The sequence below is a fragment of the Methanocella sp. MCL-LM genome (assembly GCF_049676595.1).
Classification (GTDB): Archaea; Halobacteriota; Methanocellia; order Methanocellales; family Methanocellaceae; genus Methanocella_A.
In genome coordinates, this window is the sequence record NZ_CP187259.1 from 1,045,526 (window position 1) to 1,063,245 (window position 17,720).

Consider the following 17,720-nt stretch of genomic DNA (forward strand, 5'->3'; position numbering starts at 1 on the left):
ATAATCACCTTAGTATATAATTGTTTCCATAGCAAGCATATGGTAAAAATTGTGCTTACGTATGCCTTTTTGTGGGTATTGCGGCACGCTCTGTCAGATAAAAATTGCTTGAGATCGGTGCCTTAACGAAAGCCGCACAGGCGGTATCCTCAAGTTACAGTATTCCCGGCAAGCCCAGGGAGGATGCATCCAGCATCCAGCTCATCAGGACTGGAAAACAGGCAATCTTACCCAGGGCCTGCTCGTTCATCACCTTATTGATGACATACTTGTACTTGCCGGCGCGGGTCTTCTCGATGCGGTCGACGATGTCGAACTCGATGTTCCAGCCCTGACTTCTGGCCTTGATCAGCTGGACGATGTTCTGGAGCTGCTTCTGGTCGAAATCCCTGCTGGTGGATATCCTGACGACAATCCGGTCCAGCTTCTCCTGGACGATCTGGTACTCCCGCACAGACATGATCTCGTCGAAGATGGTCGCGAAGAAGAGGGAGTTAATGGCTTTTCCCTCGGGCGTGATCAGGAGATCGCCGCTTCTGCCGCAGATCTCCTTCAGCAGTTTGTAGCCTCTGCCGCAAGGGCACTCTTCTTCGAGCAGGTGGCCGATGTCGCCGGTATCGTACCTGATGAAGGGCATGGCATAGTTGTGGAGGCTGGTCCCGACGATCCGCCCCTCTCCATGGGCGAGCTGGCGGCCCTGTTCGTCTACAATTTCGGCGATGCTTCTCTCGGTGTCTATGTGCATACCCTTGTGCTCAGGGCACTCGAAGGCTGTGACGCCGCTGTCATTCAGCCCGTACCCGTCGTACACGTCGCAGCCGAACACTTTGCCGATCTTCTCTCTCATCTGAGGATACAGCTTCTCCGAGGTGGTAAACACGCTCAGGGGCTGGTGAATCTTGAGGTCGTTCTCCTCCAGCCACCTCGCGAAGAAGTAGATCGAGGAGGCGTAGCCCCGGAGGAACTTCGGCTTAAACGTGTTCATGACGTTGACAAACTGGCGCATGCCCTTGTCGTCCATGTCGAAGGACGAGAGTTTTCTGAGGTTGCGGGCGATCTCGTGGAACCGCTTGACCAGATATGGTTTCGTGCCGACGCCCAGCGAAGTGCCGGCGAGAAAGATCGTCTTGTCGCCCAGCTCGTAGCCACCGTAGCCCCAGCCCCGGTACAGTATGGCTCCACTCAAAAACCGATCGTGGCTGGTGATCCGGTACTTGAACGGGGTGCCCGTCGAGCCCCCGGTAGTCTCCTCCTGGTACTTCATCCCGTTCAGGTGCAGGGGCTTGAAGTCCTCCCAGTTTTCCCGGATCACGCTTTTGGTGAGGATCGGCAGCTTCTGCAGATCTTCCAGCGTCCTGATCGCCTCCGGCTTCAGCCCGAGGCTGTCGAAAAGCCGGTGGTAATATGGAATATTATAGTACGAGTAATAAATGATATTCCTGAGCTGCTTCTCCTGCTCGGCCTTTAAATCCGCATAGGGCTTCCACTGGGATCTTACCAGCCTGCTGTAGGTAGGATAAAATTCCAGGTCTCCGACTTCGTGCGTAAAGATAAACAAATATTTGTTTAAGGTACCGCTGTTACCGGATGTCTGCATCTTTTGGGCATTCATGAAAATTCTGCTCCGGAAGGATAGGCTGTTCTGGTTCCAAGCAAACGGGTGCCCACCGCACCTCAGAGACCCCCGAATATGTCTCATTTACGGTATCTACACGGACGTATGCTAAGGTAGTTATTATTGAACTATTGTTTATATATCAAAATATATATTTAACTCTTTTGTTTCCTGGCCTGTAGATGATCATTGCTGGAACTTTTTGGGCGAGTGCCCGATCGAATAGTGGGACGTGTCAAATTCTCTCCCGAAAGCTGACGAACGCTGCGCTGTGCCCCCCACTATGTCCCGGTACATGCACACAGTTGTATCTGTGCCCGTGAACGATGACGAACGCTGCGCTGTGCCAGGATCACAGATTGAAACAGATTGCACCGATTTCACAGATGACTTTTGAATAAACGTAATAGACAGGCTATCTATTTCTCATCGATAGTATCTGTGTAATCCGTGCAATCAGTCGTAATCTGTGTTTCTGGCACAGCGCAGCGTTCGTATTGCTGTTTCACGTCATATTGGCAATCGGGTATGCGCAGCGCAGCGTTCTTGTACGTTGTGTGGTAGATTATCTGAAAGTTCTTGAACGACCAGCCTTTGAGGTGGTACGTCCCGATATAGCCCAATCGTTCCGCAGGCCATTTTTCTCCTAAACTTACTGTAAATCTTATCTACCACTTATATAGGTTATAGAATTGGTTCTACTTTCTTAAGTAAATAGTGAAAAATTTTTACCAATCTAAGTAAAAAGTATATATAAGATTGCTCTTTAACCAACAGACAAGGAAACCATCATCCGGACGCTGGTTCTCAAAGGTGGGAACAATGTATTTGCATCTGCCGATTTTCCGGCCCGGGTGGCAAAACGTAAAAACAGGTGGTGAAAATAATTAATAAACGGATATTATCAACGGCCCTGATCGCACTGGTCCTGGTGTCGTTATTGAGCTTTATGCCGTCGGCCGCCGTCGCCAAAACTATCACGGTCGGCTCGGGTGGCAGCTATACGAGCATCCAGTCCGCTATCAACGCGGCAGTCGCGGGCGACACTATCGTCGTCAACAGCGGCACTTACTCCGAAAGCATCACGTTAAACAAGAATGTCATCCTTCAGGGATCGGGCTCCCCTGTCATCAGCCCGGGCGGCAGAAACGGTATCACTGTAACCGCCAGCGGCGCTACGGTTCAGGGTTTCACGATTAAGGGTGCCAAGCACGGCGTCCTCGTCAGCAGCGCCAGCAACGTCGTAATCAAGGGTAACACCATTACCGGCGGCAGCGGCGACGGCATACGCCTCACCAGCGCTAACTACGCTACCGTGAGCGGCAACACCCTCAACTCCAACTACTTCGGTATCCAGATGTTCGATACGAAGGGCGCTACCCTCTCTGGTAACAGCCTGAGCACCAACCACGAGATCGACATCTACATGGAGAGAGTCTCCGATGGTGCCGTCAAGGGCAACAGTGTCGGCGCGAACGCCGGCGCGAGCAACCAGGGCGGCGACGGCATCGGCATGAGGTACGGTACCAACATGCTCATCGACGGCAACACCGTCGGCAAGCACTACTACGGTATCAAGGTCTACTACTCCAACAAGACCACTGTCTCCAACAACGTCGTCAAGGACTCCGGCTGCAACATCCGGTTCGACTTCAACTCCGTCAACTGTGTCGCCCGGGGCAACACAGTCAGCAACGGTGTCGAAGGTATCCTGATCAACAGCAGTGCCAGCGCCATCACGGTCGAAGGCAACACGCTGTCCAACAACAGGCAGGCTGTCTACATCCTGAACTGCAACAATCACATCGTCAAGGATAACACTGCAACCGGCAACACGTATGGCGTAAGGGCCCAGGGCACCTCCGGCAACAAGATCACCGGTAACAACTTCCTGGAGAACACCTACGGCGTCTACCTTTCCGGCAGCAACAACCAGGTCTACCTGAACGACCTTAAGTCCGTGTACTCTTCCGGTTCCGGCAACGTTTACAGCTCTCCCAGCGCGATCTCGTATAAGTACAACGGGGTCAGCTACTCGAGCAAGCTCGGCAACTACTGGACGGCCTACTCTGGCACTGACAGCGACAAGAACGGCGTGGGCGGCACCAGCTATACCTACAGCGGCGCTACCGACTCCTACCCGCTGATGGCCAAGCACACGTACTACGTGACCTCGACCGGCACGCAGCCGACGGCGACCCCGACGGTGACCCCGAAGCCGGCCACTCCGACTCCCACCGTCACCCCGAAGCCGGCGACCCCGACTCCTACGGCGACTCCTAAGCCCGTAACCCCGACTCCGACGCCCGCCCCGACGGCGACCCCGGCTCCGGAGCCCGGCACACCGGCCTTCGCAGTGGACAACATGAGGACCATGGCCCACTACAACAACGACGTGAAGAGGATAGAGCAGTTCAGCGTCACCAGGGGCACAGCCCTGACCCAGGATGTCTACTACAAGAACATCGGGGCCAACGCTGACACCTACACTGTCGTAGTATCCGGCATCCCGTCCACGTGGTACACGGTGAACATGTACGAGACCAACACCGTACAGCCCTCGGACTTCCGCTCCGGCTTCGTGAAGATCACGCCCGCGACGGCAGGCACCTACCACGTGAACGTCCAGGTCAAGTCCACCACCCAGCCGGGTGTCCAGGACACGGTCAACTACGTGCTGTACGTCAAGTAAAGCGAGGGGATAATCCCCTCACCTTCTCTTTTTTAACATAGAACTTCTCGGGTACTATGCCCCGTGGTATCTCCGGGCTCGCTAGCGATGACAAACGCTGCGCTGTGCAAGCCATCATTTCCCGGATACCCGCAAACAGTTGTCTCTGTGCCCGTGAACGTGGCACAGCGCAGCGTTCGGCTTGCTGTCTCACGTCACGCGAGCAATCAGAAATGCACTGCCCAGCGTTCGTCCGCTTTTTGAAGGTCTCCGTCTTCCAATTGTTACTTGCTCTTGCTCCCCAATCGCAAATTATTTATTTGATAAGCCTTCATTTATAAAGAGTATATTATATTACATAGGAGATGCGATTATCCCTGTTAAGCGTTGTCTGTTTATCCTCGTGATGGTCTGCCTGTCACTGGGTTTCCTGGCTACGGCATGTAGCCTTGCTTCGGAATCGTTGATCGTGGGGGATGGCGGGAGTTACTCCTCCGTCCAGAGCGCTATCGACGCCGCCAGTCCGGGCAGCACAATACTGGTTCACAGCGGCACCTATCGGGAGGACCTGCATGTCGATAAGCAGGTTACCTTGAAGGGCGTGGACAGCGGCAACGGCCTACCGGTCATCTACGGGAGCGGGTCAGGGGACGTGATCACCATCACGGCCGACGGGGTAAGGCTCGAAGGCTTCGTGGTCAAGAACTCCGAAAAGTACGCGTCAGCGATCCTTATCGAGTCGAACGACAACCAGATCGTAGGCAACACGATCACCGACAGCAACGAGGGCATCCACCTCGATCACGGGGACCGCAACCTGGTAACCGGGAACACCCTGATCGGTAACCACGGCGACAGCATCTACATCCACTATTCGGACGATAACGTCATCACGAACAACTACGCCGAGAACAACCAGTTCGGCATACAGGGCTACAACCTCCGGGGGAACGTCATCTCGGGCAACACCTGTGACGACAACACCGAGATCGACCTGTACCTGGAACAGGTCTCCGACACCCTGATCAGCGATAACCGGATCGAGAGCAACGAAGCGTCCAGCCGCAGCGGCGGCGACGGTATCGGCATGCGCTACGGCACCAACGTTACCATCAGGGACAACTATGTGGGAAAACACTACTACGGCATCAAGGTCTACTATTCCAACACGACGACCGTGTTCAACAACACAGCGGTGGACTCGGGCGTGAACATCCGGTTCGACTTCGGCACCCACGACTCGGTCATCAGCAACAACACCGTCCGCAACGGCGTCGATAACATCCTCGTCGCGGGCGAGTGCAGCAACATCTTCATCGAGTACAACCTGGTGTCCAGCGGGAAAGACAGTATCTACCTCTTCGGCTCCGGGGACAACATCGTCCGGCACAACAACGTCTACGACAGCACCTACGGCATCCGGCTCTACAAGTCGACTGACAACCTGATCACCCAGAACTACCTGCACGACAACGAGAACAACCTCTACCCGTCCGGCGCCGGCAGCACCGTCAGCGACAACGACCGGCGCGCCAACTACTACGGCGAAGAGCCCGCCGTCACCCCGACCCCCGGCACCAGCGTAGACGCCACCGCCCTGCCCACCCCGAGGCCCGGGGAAGAGGAGGACTTTTTCTCGTGGCTATGGAGGACTATAAGCAGCCTGCTCTCGCTTTAACTGAGAGACAACAAGACGATCGCTGCGCTGTGCTGGCGTCACAGATTCCACAGATTACGATTGATTCCACAGATTTCGACAGAATCCACGGATTGATTCTGTCTTGAAAAAGGGCGTTTCCAAGTAAAGCCTATGAAAAAATCTTCGGGAGGTAGGAGAGTTCCCGGGAGGTGTGAGAGGATTTTCAAAGTGGGAGGTAGGAGAGGATAAGGAGGTAGGAGAGGAGGTCGGAGAGAATGGAAAGGTTAGAGAGGATAGTTTCTTATGGTGATTCCCGGTATCTCTGAGAGTCAGGTACCGTTTACACGAAGTACACAAGGTACGCGAAGTACGCGAAGTTCTACTTTAAATTGGTTTGCAGTCAGCCGTTTTATCGAACTTTGAGTACTTCGTGTACTTCGTGTACTTCGTGTAAATGATACGGGCACTCCATAACAGGCTTCAGGAATTACCATGATTAAATCCTCCCTATACTCCGGGAGGCACAGGGGGGAAACGGAGAAAATTTAAGGGGGAGGCCATGAGGTGCAGAGGCTCGGGGGGATGCCCATAGATTGTGGCAACGACAATAAAATCACAATTTTCAACCGGTATCTGTGTTATCTGTACCAATCCGCGGATTCCATCTGTGGAATCAGTCGTTATCTGTGGAATCTGTGACGCCGGCACAGCGCAGCGATCGTTTTGCTGTCTCACCCCTTATGCTCACACTATCTCTTGACCATATTGATGATGCTCATTGCCAGCTCCACTTTCCGATCCTTAATCCCGAAGAAGGGACGCAACTCTCCCCCGAAGTTGCGGAAGAAGAACTCGATGCCGGGCACGGTGGAGCCTTCGAAGTCGAACTCGTTCAATCCGAGGCTCTCCTTAGTATATTTTATCGCTTCCCAGATGAGCATGGGCATGCCGCCCCGGGAGTTGCCGTCGATGCCGCCGCCGATGTAGTAGGACCGTTTCTTGTCCCAGACGAGCATCAGGCTCGCGAGGGCTTCCCCGTTACTATAGGTGGTGAACACTTCCACGCACTCTTTCTTTTTACACTGGGCGTAGATGTTCTCCCACATCTGGCCTGTGATGCGGCCGTGGTCCTGCCGCACCATGGTGAGGTCGTTCAGCCGGACGAAGTTCGAAATGTCTCCTGTCGTGACCTGAAAGCCGTTCTTCACGGAGCTTTTAATGTCGTTCCTCCGCTTCCTGGAGATGTTATTCCAGACTGTATCCAGGCTGTCCAGCTTCAGCATATACGTATAGTGGAGTGTGGGACAGTAGTCCGACCATAAGAATGGCTGGAGGTCGATGCTGTTCACGTTGAACGGGTAATACAGGCATGTGCCGAAGGGCTTGATGATCCGGGCAAAGTTGGCGTTGATGTCCTTCCTGAAGGAATTTTCCGTGTGGCTCTTCTTGTTGCCGTCCGGCCTGAATACGGCCCCGGCATAGGGGGTAAGCCGGGGGTTGATGATCCACCGGGCGCCGAGCTTTTTCCTGTATGGCACCGGAAACCCCGCTACCATTTCCCCGTTCTGGTAGGCTCCGAACAGCTCAACCCGGTTGGCGTTGATGCCGGCGCTGTCCTCGAATATCTTAAACCACCAGCTCTTGTGGAAGAGCGTCCCTTCCGCCGATTCGTCCACAAGCAGATCGTAGCTCTCGATGTCCTCTCCGGGTACTGGTATGAACTCCATTTTGTTCAACTACCTTCTCGCCCGCCAGTAGTGCGGCCGGGCGTATACTGCCGTGTCGGCTGTTGGTCTCGCATGCACGGCAACTATTCAATGATCTTGTTGATAATTATATAACTATAATATATAATATTTTTGCCGATTATCCGGGGTAGCCCTGTTCTGCAGGTGCCCCGGGGTAAGGGGTAACGAAACTGTGCCCAGTCGTGACCTGCTGTTAATGATACTGCTCCCGAGCACGTGGATTTAAGGGGTTCCGGCACCTGGGTGAATATCGTCTGCGTGCCATGCTCTTACTCCGCAAGTCTATCTATAATAAACTATTAATATTAATATCTTCATATAAGATGTGTTGACTCCACAGGTGAGTATATGATGCAGAACAGCGACAGCTTATTTAATAAACGTTCGACTACCGGCTCCGGCTTTTCCGGAAAGACGTTTGATACCTGTAATGATCTTGCCATTGTCTTAGGGCTGGCTATTGTCATGCTTGTCTTTATCTACGTGCCTTTTCTCAACCACAACATACTCCGGTTTGGGCTGGGGCTTATCACGGTCCTCTTCCTCCCCGGCTACGCGTTCATTGCGGCACTCTATCCCGGAAAGGGTGACCTTGGCAGCCTGGAGCGGGCGGTACTGTCGGTGGGGCTCAGCATCATCCTCGTACCGTTCCTGGGCTTCTTCCTGAACTACACGATCTGGGGTATCACGACCAGCACTATAGTCCTGTCTGTCACTGCTCTCCTCCTGATCTGTCTCCTGGCTGCATTTCTCCGCAGGCTGTCCCTGCCCGTCGAGCAGCGCTTCAGCGTAGACTTCGGGGCCTTTGTCACCCAGGTCAAAAAGCTGATTCTCCCCGCGAGCAAGGAGCGGAGCGACGTGATCATATCGGGGCTGCTGATCTGCTCGATCGTCCTTATCCTGTCAGTTATCGGCTATCTGGTCATCATGCCCTACCAGGCAGACAAGTATACCGAGTTTTACATCTATGGGCCGGAAGGGAAGCTGAGCAACTATCCCACGAACTTTACCCTGGGCGATAAAAAGCCGCTCATCATAGGGATCGTGAACAAGGAAGGCATGTCCAAGGAATACGATCTGGCTGTCACCCTCAACGACGGCAGCCAGTCTCACCGGATCTTCCTCGATCACATGGTGCTGGCCGACAACGAGACGATGGAGAAGACCATCAACCTGACTCCCGACCGGATCGGCGACATGCAGAACATGAAGTTCCTGCTGTACATGGAAGGCTCGCCGGCGGATCCGTACCGCGAGTGTAACCTGTGGGTCAACGTGACGGCGCCTTCAGGCAACGCTACGGTCGAAACAAACGCGACTGTCACGCCCTGAGTCTTGATCCCTCCGGGGCTGGTGTCAAAATGGGCGGGAGGTTTTCGAGCCCGGCCACCGGTGATGGTGGCCGGGGTTCATTCTTCTTTTCCCATCCTCATCATGAAAAATGATTTATATATAATATTAGTATATAATTAACAGGCGATAAATGGGAGAGTTATAGAGATGGCGTCGGCTGCAGTACAATCAATTGATAGTGCCTTTCCGTCTGACTACGGGAACATCGTCATGCACGACGCGGTGGGCACACTCTCTCTCGACCCCCTGAAAAACATGGGGATTGTGGTTGTCATCCCCTGCTACAACGAAGTGATCTCTATAGGCAGCCTGGTGCTGCGCTCCCAGCATTATGCCGATCACATCGTCGTCATCGACGACGGCTCGAACGACAAGACCACCGAGGTAGCAAGGCTTGCCGGAGCCAGAGTGATCCGGCACAAGGTCAACCGGGGAAAAGGGGCCAGCATTAAAACCGCTTTCAGCTATGCGAAAGCTGCCGGAGCAGATGTACTGGTCCTGCTGGACGGGGACGGGCAACATAACCCGGATGAGATACCTCTGCTGATCGAGCCTATCCTGAAGGGCGAGGCCGACATCGTCAACGGCTCGAGGTTCCTGGCGAAGGCCGGGCACAACGTGCCGGGATACCGGCGGATAGGCCAGGAGTTTCTCACTTTTCTGACCAACTCGGCTTCCCGGCAGAAGCTCACCGACAGCCAGAACGGCTTCCGGGCTTTTTCGAGGAAGACTTTCGACTGCTTCTCGTTCCTGCAGAAAGGCATGGGGATCGAGAGCGAGATGCTCATAGAGGCGACTAACGCTAACCTCCGGATCAAGGAAATCCAGATCAACGTGCGGTACGATGTCGCAGGGTCCACCCTTAACCCCCTTATCCACGGCTTCAGCGTCACCGTTTCCATCCTGAAAACCCTCCTCCGCCAGAGCTGCGGGCTGGCGTACCTGCTATGCGGAGTAGCGTTACTGCTGATGGGCACTTCGGGCCTCGCTTACATCCTGCTGAGCCGTAACCTCCTGACCCTCGACCTCGCCATTGGATATACTGTCAGTATCTTCAGCCTCATCCTGGGGACTCTCTGTCTCTTTGCGCTGTTCGTACTGAGGTATGTTACGGAGCACAGGTGAACGTTATGAGAATAGGCGTCTTCATCAACACGGCCGGACAGACTCACTTTTACAAGAACATCGTAAGGCAGCTAGAAAGTAATGGTCACGAGGTCTTCATTGTTGCCCGTAACCAGGGGGTGACCTATGAGCTCCTGGATGGGCTGCATATCCCGTACTATCCGTATTCCTCCACCCCGGACAAGTCGGCCCGGGTCACCTCTTTCCCCGGCGACATAGTCAGGGCTTACCGGTACCTGCAGGACAAGAAGCTCGACCTCATCGCCGGCTTCGGCATCTACAGCACGTGCGTGGCCCGCATGCTCAACGTACCCGACATCACCTTCTGCGACGGCGAGCCCATGATCTATCCGGCATCCTACGCGGTGCCGTTCAACTTCTTCCGCAGGTTTACCGGCGCCCTGGTGACACCCTCGTCCTTCCGGCAGGCGCTGGGTAAAAAGCAGATCCGGGTACCCAGCTACAAGGAGCTCGCTTACCTGCACCCAAACCACTTCAGCCCCGACAGGGGCATCTACCGGCTCCTGGGCCTTCCCGAAGGCTCTGACTACGCGCTGCTGCGGTTCAACGCGTTCGACGCCATGCACGATGTCGGGATCTCCGGCTTCAGCAGCGCCGATAAGATCAGGCTGGTCAAAGAGCTTGAGAAGTACGTGCCGGTCTTCATTTCCTCGTACGGGGGAGTCCCGGAAGAGATCAGGGACCGCCTCCTGCCCGTGCCCAAGCACAGGATCCACGACGTCATCAGCTTCGCGAAGCTGGTGGTCACGGACACGGGCACCACGACGACCGAGGCCGGCGTGCTGGGCACGCCCGCTGTCCGGGCCATGACCTTCGTCAAGAACGATGCCGGCAACTGGGTGGAGCTGGAGAAGAGGTATGGCCTGCTCTACAACTTTGTCGAACCCGGGAAGGCGATCGCAAAGGCTGTCGAGCTCGTCAGGCAGCCTGACCTCCGGGAAAGGTGGAAGGCGAAAAGGGAGAGGCTGCTGCAGGACAAGATCGACATGACCTCCTACATGGTCTGGTTCATCGAGAACTATCCCGGGAGCGCCACGGTCGCCGGGCAACCGGTCACGCAGCCTTTATCGGCAACGGCAGGTCCCGGCTGAAAGCCGGGCAAGGCTTCTGTTAGTATTGGTAGTATGGCATAAGAACAACTGCAGTTATCAGGAAAAAATCCGCGATCGATATGTCGTCTGTTAGGCAAAACCCCGGGCTATGGAACTTGTATACCCTGAGGCACGAGTACCCTCTGATGCAGCACGACGGATACAAGTCCTACTACAGATCCCATGACAGGGACTCGATTCTTGAGCCCGCCGTCTCCCGGTACCTGGTCGAAAACAAGCTGGACGTGACTTATCCCGGGGACCGAAAGTTCGCCGTGTGCCTGACGCATGACATCGACATCATCTATCCCACCATCCCCCACAGGGCTCTGTCTTCTCTCCATTTCCTCCGGGGTATGGATCTGGGCGGGCTCAAAAAGGAGCTCTTCCCGAACAAAGCCCGGAAAGGGCCGGGCACTTACATTAACTTCGACGAGATCATGGAGATCGAGGAAGCCTACGGCGCAAAGTCGACCTTTTACTTCATGGCCCGGTGTCCGGGCAAGAAAGGCTCCGGCCTCTACGACCTGCGCTCCCTCGAGGATGAGCTGGGCTACATCTCCGACAAGGGCTGGGATATCGGCCTCCACGGGGGCTACTACGCCTTTGACGACCTGGCCGAGATCCTGGAGGAAAAAAGGAACCTGGAAAGCGTGCTCGGGAAAAAGGTGACCGGCTACAGGAACCACTACCTGTGCTTTAAGATCCCCGACACCTGGGAGCTGCTGGCCAGGGCCGGGTTCGAATACGACACTACTCTGGGCTACAACAACATGGTCGGCTTCCGCAACGGCATGTGCCATCCGTTCAAGCCCTTTAACCTGAAGCTCGGCAGGGAGGTGGACATTGTGGAAATCCCCCTGACCATCATGGATCGCACGCTGTTCAGCTACGCCGGCTCGCCGGCCCGGGCGTGGGAGAAGGCAAAGCTGCTCGTCGATACCGTCGAGCGCTACCACGGAGTCATCACCCTGCTCTGGCACAATACCGTCTTTGGCTCCCCCTACCGGGCAGAGTGGAAGCGGCTGTACCGCAAAATACTGGACTACTGCAGCAGTAAAAATGCCTGGATGACCAGCGCGGAAGAGATCTCTAAGACGAGGGTCGCCTATGCATGCCAGAACTATCTTTGACAAAGGCTGGTGGAATGAATTTGTCGCCGAAAGTCCCGGAGGCACGCTGTTTCACCGGTGGGAGTTTCTGGAGATCATCGCGAGCTACTCCGGCTTTAAGATGCTTCCGTACGCCACCTTCCGGGGCGAAGAGCCAGTCTGCCTCTTTCCCCTGTTTTACAAATCCTACGGCGGCCTGAAGGCGGTCTTTTCCCCACCCCTGCAGACTAACGTCCCGTATCTCGGCCCGGCGTTCAGCCACGGATACTACAGTCTCAGGCAGCGGAGAAAAGAAAGCTACCTCAGCGATGCCATCGAGGAGATCAACCGGGAGCTGGCCCGTCTCTCCCCAAGCTACGTTTCGGTGGACGCCGCCCCGGGCTTCGACGATGTCCGGCCTTTTCTGTGGAGCGGGTACGACGCAGACGTCAAATACACCTATGTCATCGACCTCACCAAACCGCTGGAAAAAATCTGGGAAGGCTTCGATGCGAACTGCAGGAAGAGGATCAGGCACTGCGAGCGGGGCGATCCCGAGATCCGACAGGCTACGGATACGCAGGCCTTCTACCAGATCATGGACGAGAGGCTCCGGCTCAAAGGCCAGAGTTCCGTCTTCGGGAGCCAGAGTCACGAGTACCTGCGGGATATCCTGGCCACCTTCCCCGGGAGCGTAAAAATGTACTTCCTGTACGACCCCGGCGTCGCCGGCGTCCAGGTGACCTGCGAATACCGGGATACCCTGCTCCTGTGGCTGGGAAGCGCCAACGGGCACCACAACGAGTACCTGATCTGGGAGCTCATCAGGAGGGCGAAAGAAGCAGGGCTCCGGCGGTTCGAGATCTACGATGGGCACACCAGGCGGCTGACTCCCTTCAAGTCGAAGTTCGGCCCCGCGCTGGAAAAGTGCTACACCGTGACCAGGAAAGATGTCTTCGGCACCTGCGCCAGATGGGCTTACATCGCGCTCGCGAAAGCCCGATCAGCGGCGGTTTTGGGACGCCTGCCAGAGGGTGAGTAGGCCATGCCCGTGGAGCTGCTGGAGGATCGGAGCCGGTGGGACGAATTTGTGGAAGAGAGCCCTGACGGCATGCTGTTTCACCGGTGGGACTTCCTGCAGATCGTCGAGAAGCACTCCGGGTACCGGCTTCTTCCCCTCGGGGTTCGCCGGGGCAACGAGCTGGTCTGCGTCTGCCCCCTGTTTGTCCGGTCGCTCAAAGGGCTGAAGCTGGTCTTTTCCCCTCCGCCAGGGGCGTGCGTCCCCTATCTCGGCCCCGTCTTTAGCCCTGAGTATCACCGCCTCAGGCAGAAGCGAAAAGAAGGCTACCTGAATGGCGCTTTCGAGGACGTCAGCCGGGAGCTGGCAAAACTGGCGCCGAATTATATCTCTGTCTCAGCGGTTCCTAGCTTCGACGACATCAGGCCTTTCATGTGGGCGGGGTACGACATCGGGATCAACTACACCTACTACCTTGACCTGAGCAGGCCTCTGGATAAAATTCTGGATGGCTTCGACCCCGACTGCAAGAAGAAAATCCGGACGGGCGACAAATATGGCCTCAGGATAGAGCAGACTCAAGACGTGGAGACGTTCTACGCCATCACCCGGGACCGGTTCGACAGCCGGGGCATGGGGTCTCCGATCCTCAGCCCCGGGTACCTGAACGATATTCTCGACGCTTTTCCGGATCACGTGAAGATGTACTTCGCCTATGCCGGGGAGGAGATTGTCTCCATAGCGGTGAACTGCACCTACAAGGGGAGCCTGATGTTCTGGCTGGGGGAGATCAACCTCCGGAAGGCTATCCCGGGCAACGAGCTCCTGAAGTGGGAGTTCATCCGGCAGGCAAAGGAGCAGGGCCTCCGGGAAGTGGAGCTGGAAGGGGCGGGCTTGAAACACCTGTGCCTGTACAAGTCGAAGTTTAACCCTTCGCTCCGGCAGACTTTCGTGGCCAGCAAAAAGGACCCGCTGGGCGCTGCAGCGGAATGGGCCTACAAGAACGTACTGACCAAAAGCTTTGCAGCGAAGATCAAATCAGTTATACCCTCGCATTGAGTTAGAGTCGTAGACCCTGTCGTACTGGCCAAGGTCATCCCACAGGGGCGAGTCTTCAGTATAGTAAACCGTGTTGCGCCAGCTGGGTGAAAAGACAAAGTTCCCATCCTCCGCCGCAGATACGTACAGCGGCCTGCCCTCCAGCTCCTGAGCTCTGATGACCAGCAGGTCTTCGCCGCTGTTCCTCAGGAAAGTCAGGTTTTTGGAGTCTACCTCCAGTATGTGGGTCTTAGAGTTTTCCGGAGAGCTGTACAGGTACCGGTGAGGTACGTAATCCGACATCAAGTAGCCTGTGGTCATAGTCGCCAGATGCTCGATATTTGCAGCCTCCCCCGCGGAAATGTAGTGGGTGAAAAACGGCCGCTTAACCAGCGGATTATCGGTGGCCACGAAGTCGTTCGAGACCGACAGCAGAACCATGGTGACGAAGAGCAGCGTCAGGGCTGCTTTCATCGCCCTGCCCGACCGCATGAACAGCGCCGAAAACCCTGTCGCCGCAGTCAGGCCCATGAAGATGAACCCGTTTTCAAAAAACCTCTCCATCTCCACGTCCATGAAGAATTTGTTAATCAGGAGCGCGGGGCCGGGGAAGGTCAGCGGCACCAGCACCAGCGCGGTTATGCAGATGATCTTGACCCTGTGGTTCAGGCCTTTCGAGCGGAGAATAACTATTGTGCCCACAATGATGAAGAGGAGGTACGGCACGAACTGGAGGTAGTTAAACAGCTCGTTAACGGGGGTGGTGATGACCGACGCCATGATGTTCGACGAGGGAGCGAGGTTTCGGACATCGTACAGCAGAGTCTGGACGATCCTGTTCCCGAACAACCCCCAGTACAGCGCCAGCATCGGGACGGCCAGGGCAAAGTACTTCAGCGGTATGATGGAAAACTCTGGCTCCCTGACAAAGATCTTCTGCGCCAGGTACATGGTGAACAGGATGGTCAGGATAAACAAGATGGCTACGGTGTGGAAAACGATGATCCCCGCGGTCAGAAATACGGCCAGCCAGAACCGGGACCTGATCTTGCTGTCGAGCAGCAGCAGGAGCAGGATGACCCCGAGGCACGACACGACACTTCTCGCCAGCGCTTCGGAGCCGATCAGGATAAAGTAGGGGTAGACTGATACGAAGAGCGATGATAACATCGCAGTGCGCTGGTTTCCGGTGACCTTCAGGGCGACGAGAAACACTCCGATCGCGATGACGACGTAGAGGATGCCGATGATGATGAACATGATATTGTGCACGGGGAAATCCACGCCGGTTATCCTGTAAGCCGTCGCGGCCAGGATATGCCACAGGGGAAAGGCCTGGTAATCCTCGAAAACGCTGCTCACGAACCCGTATTTCAAGATGTTCTCGACGTACCACGAGTGAAGCATGACGTCCGTCCTGCCGACGTAGAAGTAGTACTTCAGGTTGATGCTCCAGATGATGTTCAGGACCAGCATCGAAATCTGGGCCAGGACGACAGGTACACTGACCTGCCGCTTATTGAACAGCATGATCTGGAGCATGATCACCGCAGCGATGGCAGCAATAAGGGCGTAGTACAGGAACGTCCTGGTCTCATAAATATTGAGCAAGATCAGGGACAAGGAAAAGGTGATCAGATAGATGATCAGCAGAAACTTGAACGATTGTCCGTCCGCCCAGACTTTTCCGCATTTTCTCCGGCGGTAGGCGAGAAAGAGGATGGGGCCGATGACTACGGGAATGATCAGGTAGGTGCCCAGGACCAGCAGGTTCCACTGCTTCAGGGCCAGCAGAGCAAAAACGCCGAGCAAGCCCAGAACCGGGAGTGCGTATAATACGGTATCGCCGGTCAGATCGTACAGGAACGACGGCTTGTCTCGCGTAAAGAACCTGGTTCCGTACAGCGCGAGCAGAAATATTGCCGCCACTACCCCCAGGGCGATCAGCAATGGGTTCATATCCACTTCTCCTTCTTAGAGATACCTATAATTAGCAGGTCTATCACGATGAACGTGATAACCATCGCATACCCGACCCCCGTGACCCCGAAGATTCCCATCAGCACGTAGGACAGCACGAGGAACAGGCAGAACATGATGAGGTTCAGCTTGACGACGCTGTCCATCCCCATTCTCACCTTCTGGATGGCGCAATACAGGGAGTAGATCGCCTGGAAAAAGCTCGACAGTGCCACCAGCTTGAGGAGATCGAAGGAAGCGACGTACTCTGTGCCGTAGATATCGAGCAGGTATTCGCCGAACAGAAAGATGCACAGGAAGGCCGGTACGAGCAGCGAATAGATGGCCACCCCTGATTTGATCACGTTCTTCTTCATGCTCTCCCCGTGGCTTCCCTCCACGAACAGCGAAGTACTGATAGTATAGGTGATCTGCATCAGGAAGCTCCCGATGGAGAACGCAATGTAGTACTTGGCAGCGTCGGCCTCTCCCAGCAGATGCAGCACGATCACCGGCATGAGCAGGAACGGTACCTCCGACAGCAAGGTCGCCACGTAGTTCCTGGACGAGTAGCTGAAGGAATTCAGGACGTAATCCCTGTCTACCTTGAAGTTAAACCTGATGAACTTGCTCAGGATGAAGAGCACGAAGATAAAGGCGAAGATGTAGGCGACCATCGTCGAGCCCACGATGCCGAAGCTCCCGAGGAAGATCAGGGGGATCAGGAACAGGACCCTGGCCGAGATGAACACGTTCTGGACCAGGTAGTACAGCGTTTTCCGCATGGCTATGAAGATGTTGCCGGTGATGACCGCGATGGTGCTGATGACCCCGAAGGCGACGAAGATGAAGAGGTAGACCGGGTTATTTATGAACGTCAGGTTAGACGATAGCAGTATCAGTGCAATGCTATACGCTACGCCTATGACTAACGACGTCAGGGTGACGATGAGCACGCTGCTGTTGATGGTCTTGGCCATGCTGTAGGTAGAGAAGTACCGGATGATGGAATGCTCGATGCCCAGGGTCGAAAACAGGTTGATCAGGGTCGCCGACGAGATCAATGCCACCGCCAGTCCCACGTCCTCTACCGAATACAGCCTCGCGGCGATCATCCAGAAGATGAAACCCACAACGACTGTCAGGACTCTTGTGGTGAAGATAAAAATGGAATTTTTGTACAGTGGATCGTCCAGGTGACACCTAAGCTGTCGTATGTATACAGGTACATGAACATTCATCCGTTTGCCTCGCTATCGACCTGAAACGATATTAGTAAGTGCTTATTATTTAAGTTATTAAATAAATAACTATTGTACAGGGTCATATGGCCAGTTCAATATACGGACGG

The 17,720-nt window shown here is 55.1% G+C and carries 12 protein-coding genes; 8 read left to right on the forward strand and 4 right to left on the reverse strand.

From position 1 onward, the window contains the following. Nucleotides 1–154 precede the first annotated feature (154 nt). Nucleotides 155–1,612, reverse strand: coding sequence for a phenylacetate--CoA ligase family protein (locus tag ACPLPM_RS05245; RefSeq protein ID WP_424359192.1), 1,458 nt, complete (start codon nt 1,610–1,612; stop codon nt 155–157). A 952-nt stretch (nt 1,613–2,564) separates the two neighbouring features. Between ACPLPM_RS05245 and ACPLPM_RS05250 the strand changes: the two genes are divergently transcribed. Together ACPLPM_RS05250 and ACPLPM_RS05255 are read left to right on the forward strand one after the other, a co-directional pair. Further along, nucleotides 2,565–4,307, forward strand: a complete 1,743-nt coding sequence (locus tag ACPLPM_RS05250) for a right-handed parallel beta-helix repeat-containing protein (RefSeq protein ID WP_424360038.1) — start codon at nt 2,565–2,567, stop codon at nt 4,305–4,307. Between the two features lie 385 nt (nt 4,308–4,692). Further along, entirely contained in the window at nt 4,693–5,964 is a 1,272-nt protein-coding gene (locus tag ACPLPM_RS05255) for a right-handed parallel beta-helix repeat-containing protein (RefSeq protein ID WP_424359193.1), read from the forward strand. 710 nt (nt 5,965–6,674) lie between these two features. On the opposite strand, the gene ACPLPM_RS05260 is transcribed toward ACPLPM_RS05255, so the two are convergent. Further along, the gene (locus ACPLPM_RS05260; protein ID WP_424360039.1) at nt 6,675–7,652 is read right to left on the reverse strand and encodes a GNAT family N-acetyltransferase; all 978 of its coding nucleotides are present in this window, start codon (nt 7,650–7,652) and stop codon (nt 6,675–6,677) included. 369 nt (nt 7,653–8,021) lie between these two features. On the opposite strand from ACPLPM_RS05260, the gene ACPLPM_RS05265 reads away from it, so the two are divergent. The 6 genes from ACPLPM_RS05265 to ACPLPM_RS05290 all read left to right on the forward strand — a co-directional run bounded on the left by ACPLPM_RS05265 (nt 8,022) and on the right by ACPLPM_RS05290 (nt 14,431). Beyond that, entirely contained in the window at nt 8,022–9,005 is a 984-nt protein-coding gene (locus ACPLPM_RS05265) for a DUF1616 domain-containing protein (protein WP_424359194.1), read from the forward strand. Between the two features lie 168 nt (nt 9,006–9,173). Beyond that, a complete protein-coding gene (locus ACPLPM_RS05270) occupies nt 9,174–10,151 on the forward strand; it encodes a glycosyltransferase family 2 protein (protein WP_424359195.1) in 978 nt (325 codons plus the stop codon). Nucleotides 10,152–10,156: 5 nt separating this feature from the next. Continuing rightward, on the forward strand, nt 10,157–11,263 hold the full coding sequence (locus ACPLPM_RS05275) for a hypothetical protein (RefSeq protein ID WP_424359196.1): 1,107 nt from the start codon (nt 10,157–10,159) through the stop codon (nt 11,261–11,263). A 146-nt stretch (nt 11,264–11,409) separates the two neighbouring features. Beyond that, the gene (locus ACPLPM_RS05280) at nt 11,410–12,396 is read left to right on the forward strand and encodes a polysaccharide deacetylase family protein (protein ID WP_424359197.1); all 987 of its coding nucleotides are present in this window, start codon (nt 11,410–11,412) and stop codon (nt 12,394–12,396) included. Next, nucleotides 12,374–13,396, forward strand: a complete 1,023-nt coding sequence (locus tag ACPLPM_RS05285; protein WP_424359198.1) for a GNAT family N-acetyltransferase — start codon at nt 12,374–12,376, stop codon at nt 13,394–13,396. Before ACPLPM_RS05280 ends, ACPLPM_RS05285 begins: the two co-directional genes overlap by 23 nt. Before the next feature lie 3 nt (nt 13,397–13,399). Then, nucleotides 13,400–14,431 (forward strand): lipid II:glycine glycyltransferase FemX, encoded by a 1,032-nt coding sequence (locus ACPLPM_RS05290; protein WP_424359199.1) that lies wholly within the window; start codon nt 13,400–13,402, stop codon nt 14,429–14,431. Here ACPLPM_RS05290 and ACPLPM_RS05295 read toward each other — a convergent pair. Together ACPLPM_RS05295 and ACPLPM_RS05300 are read right to left on the reverse strand one after the other, a co-directional pair. After that, on the reverse strand, nt 14,411–16,369 hold the full coding sequence (locus tag ACPLPM_RS05295) for a hypothetical protein (protein ID WP_424359200.1): 1,959 nt from the start codon (nt 16,367–16,369) through the stop codon (nt 14,411–14,413). The two genes, ACPLPM_RS05290 and ACPLPM_RS05295, sit on opposite strands and share 21 nt — an antisense overlap. After that, nucleotides 16,366–17,610 (reverse strand): lipopolysaccharide biosynthesis protein, encoded by a 1,245-nt coding sequence (locus ACPLPM_RS05300; protein WP_424359201.1) that lies wholly within the window; start codon nt 17,608–17,610, stop codon nt 16,366–16,368. Before ACPLPM_RS05300 ends, ACPLPM_RS05295 begins: the two co-directional genes overlap by 4 nt. Nucleotides 17,611–17,720 lie beyond the last annotated feature (110 nt).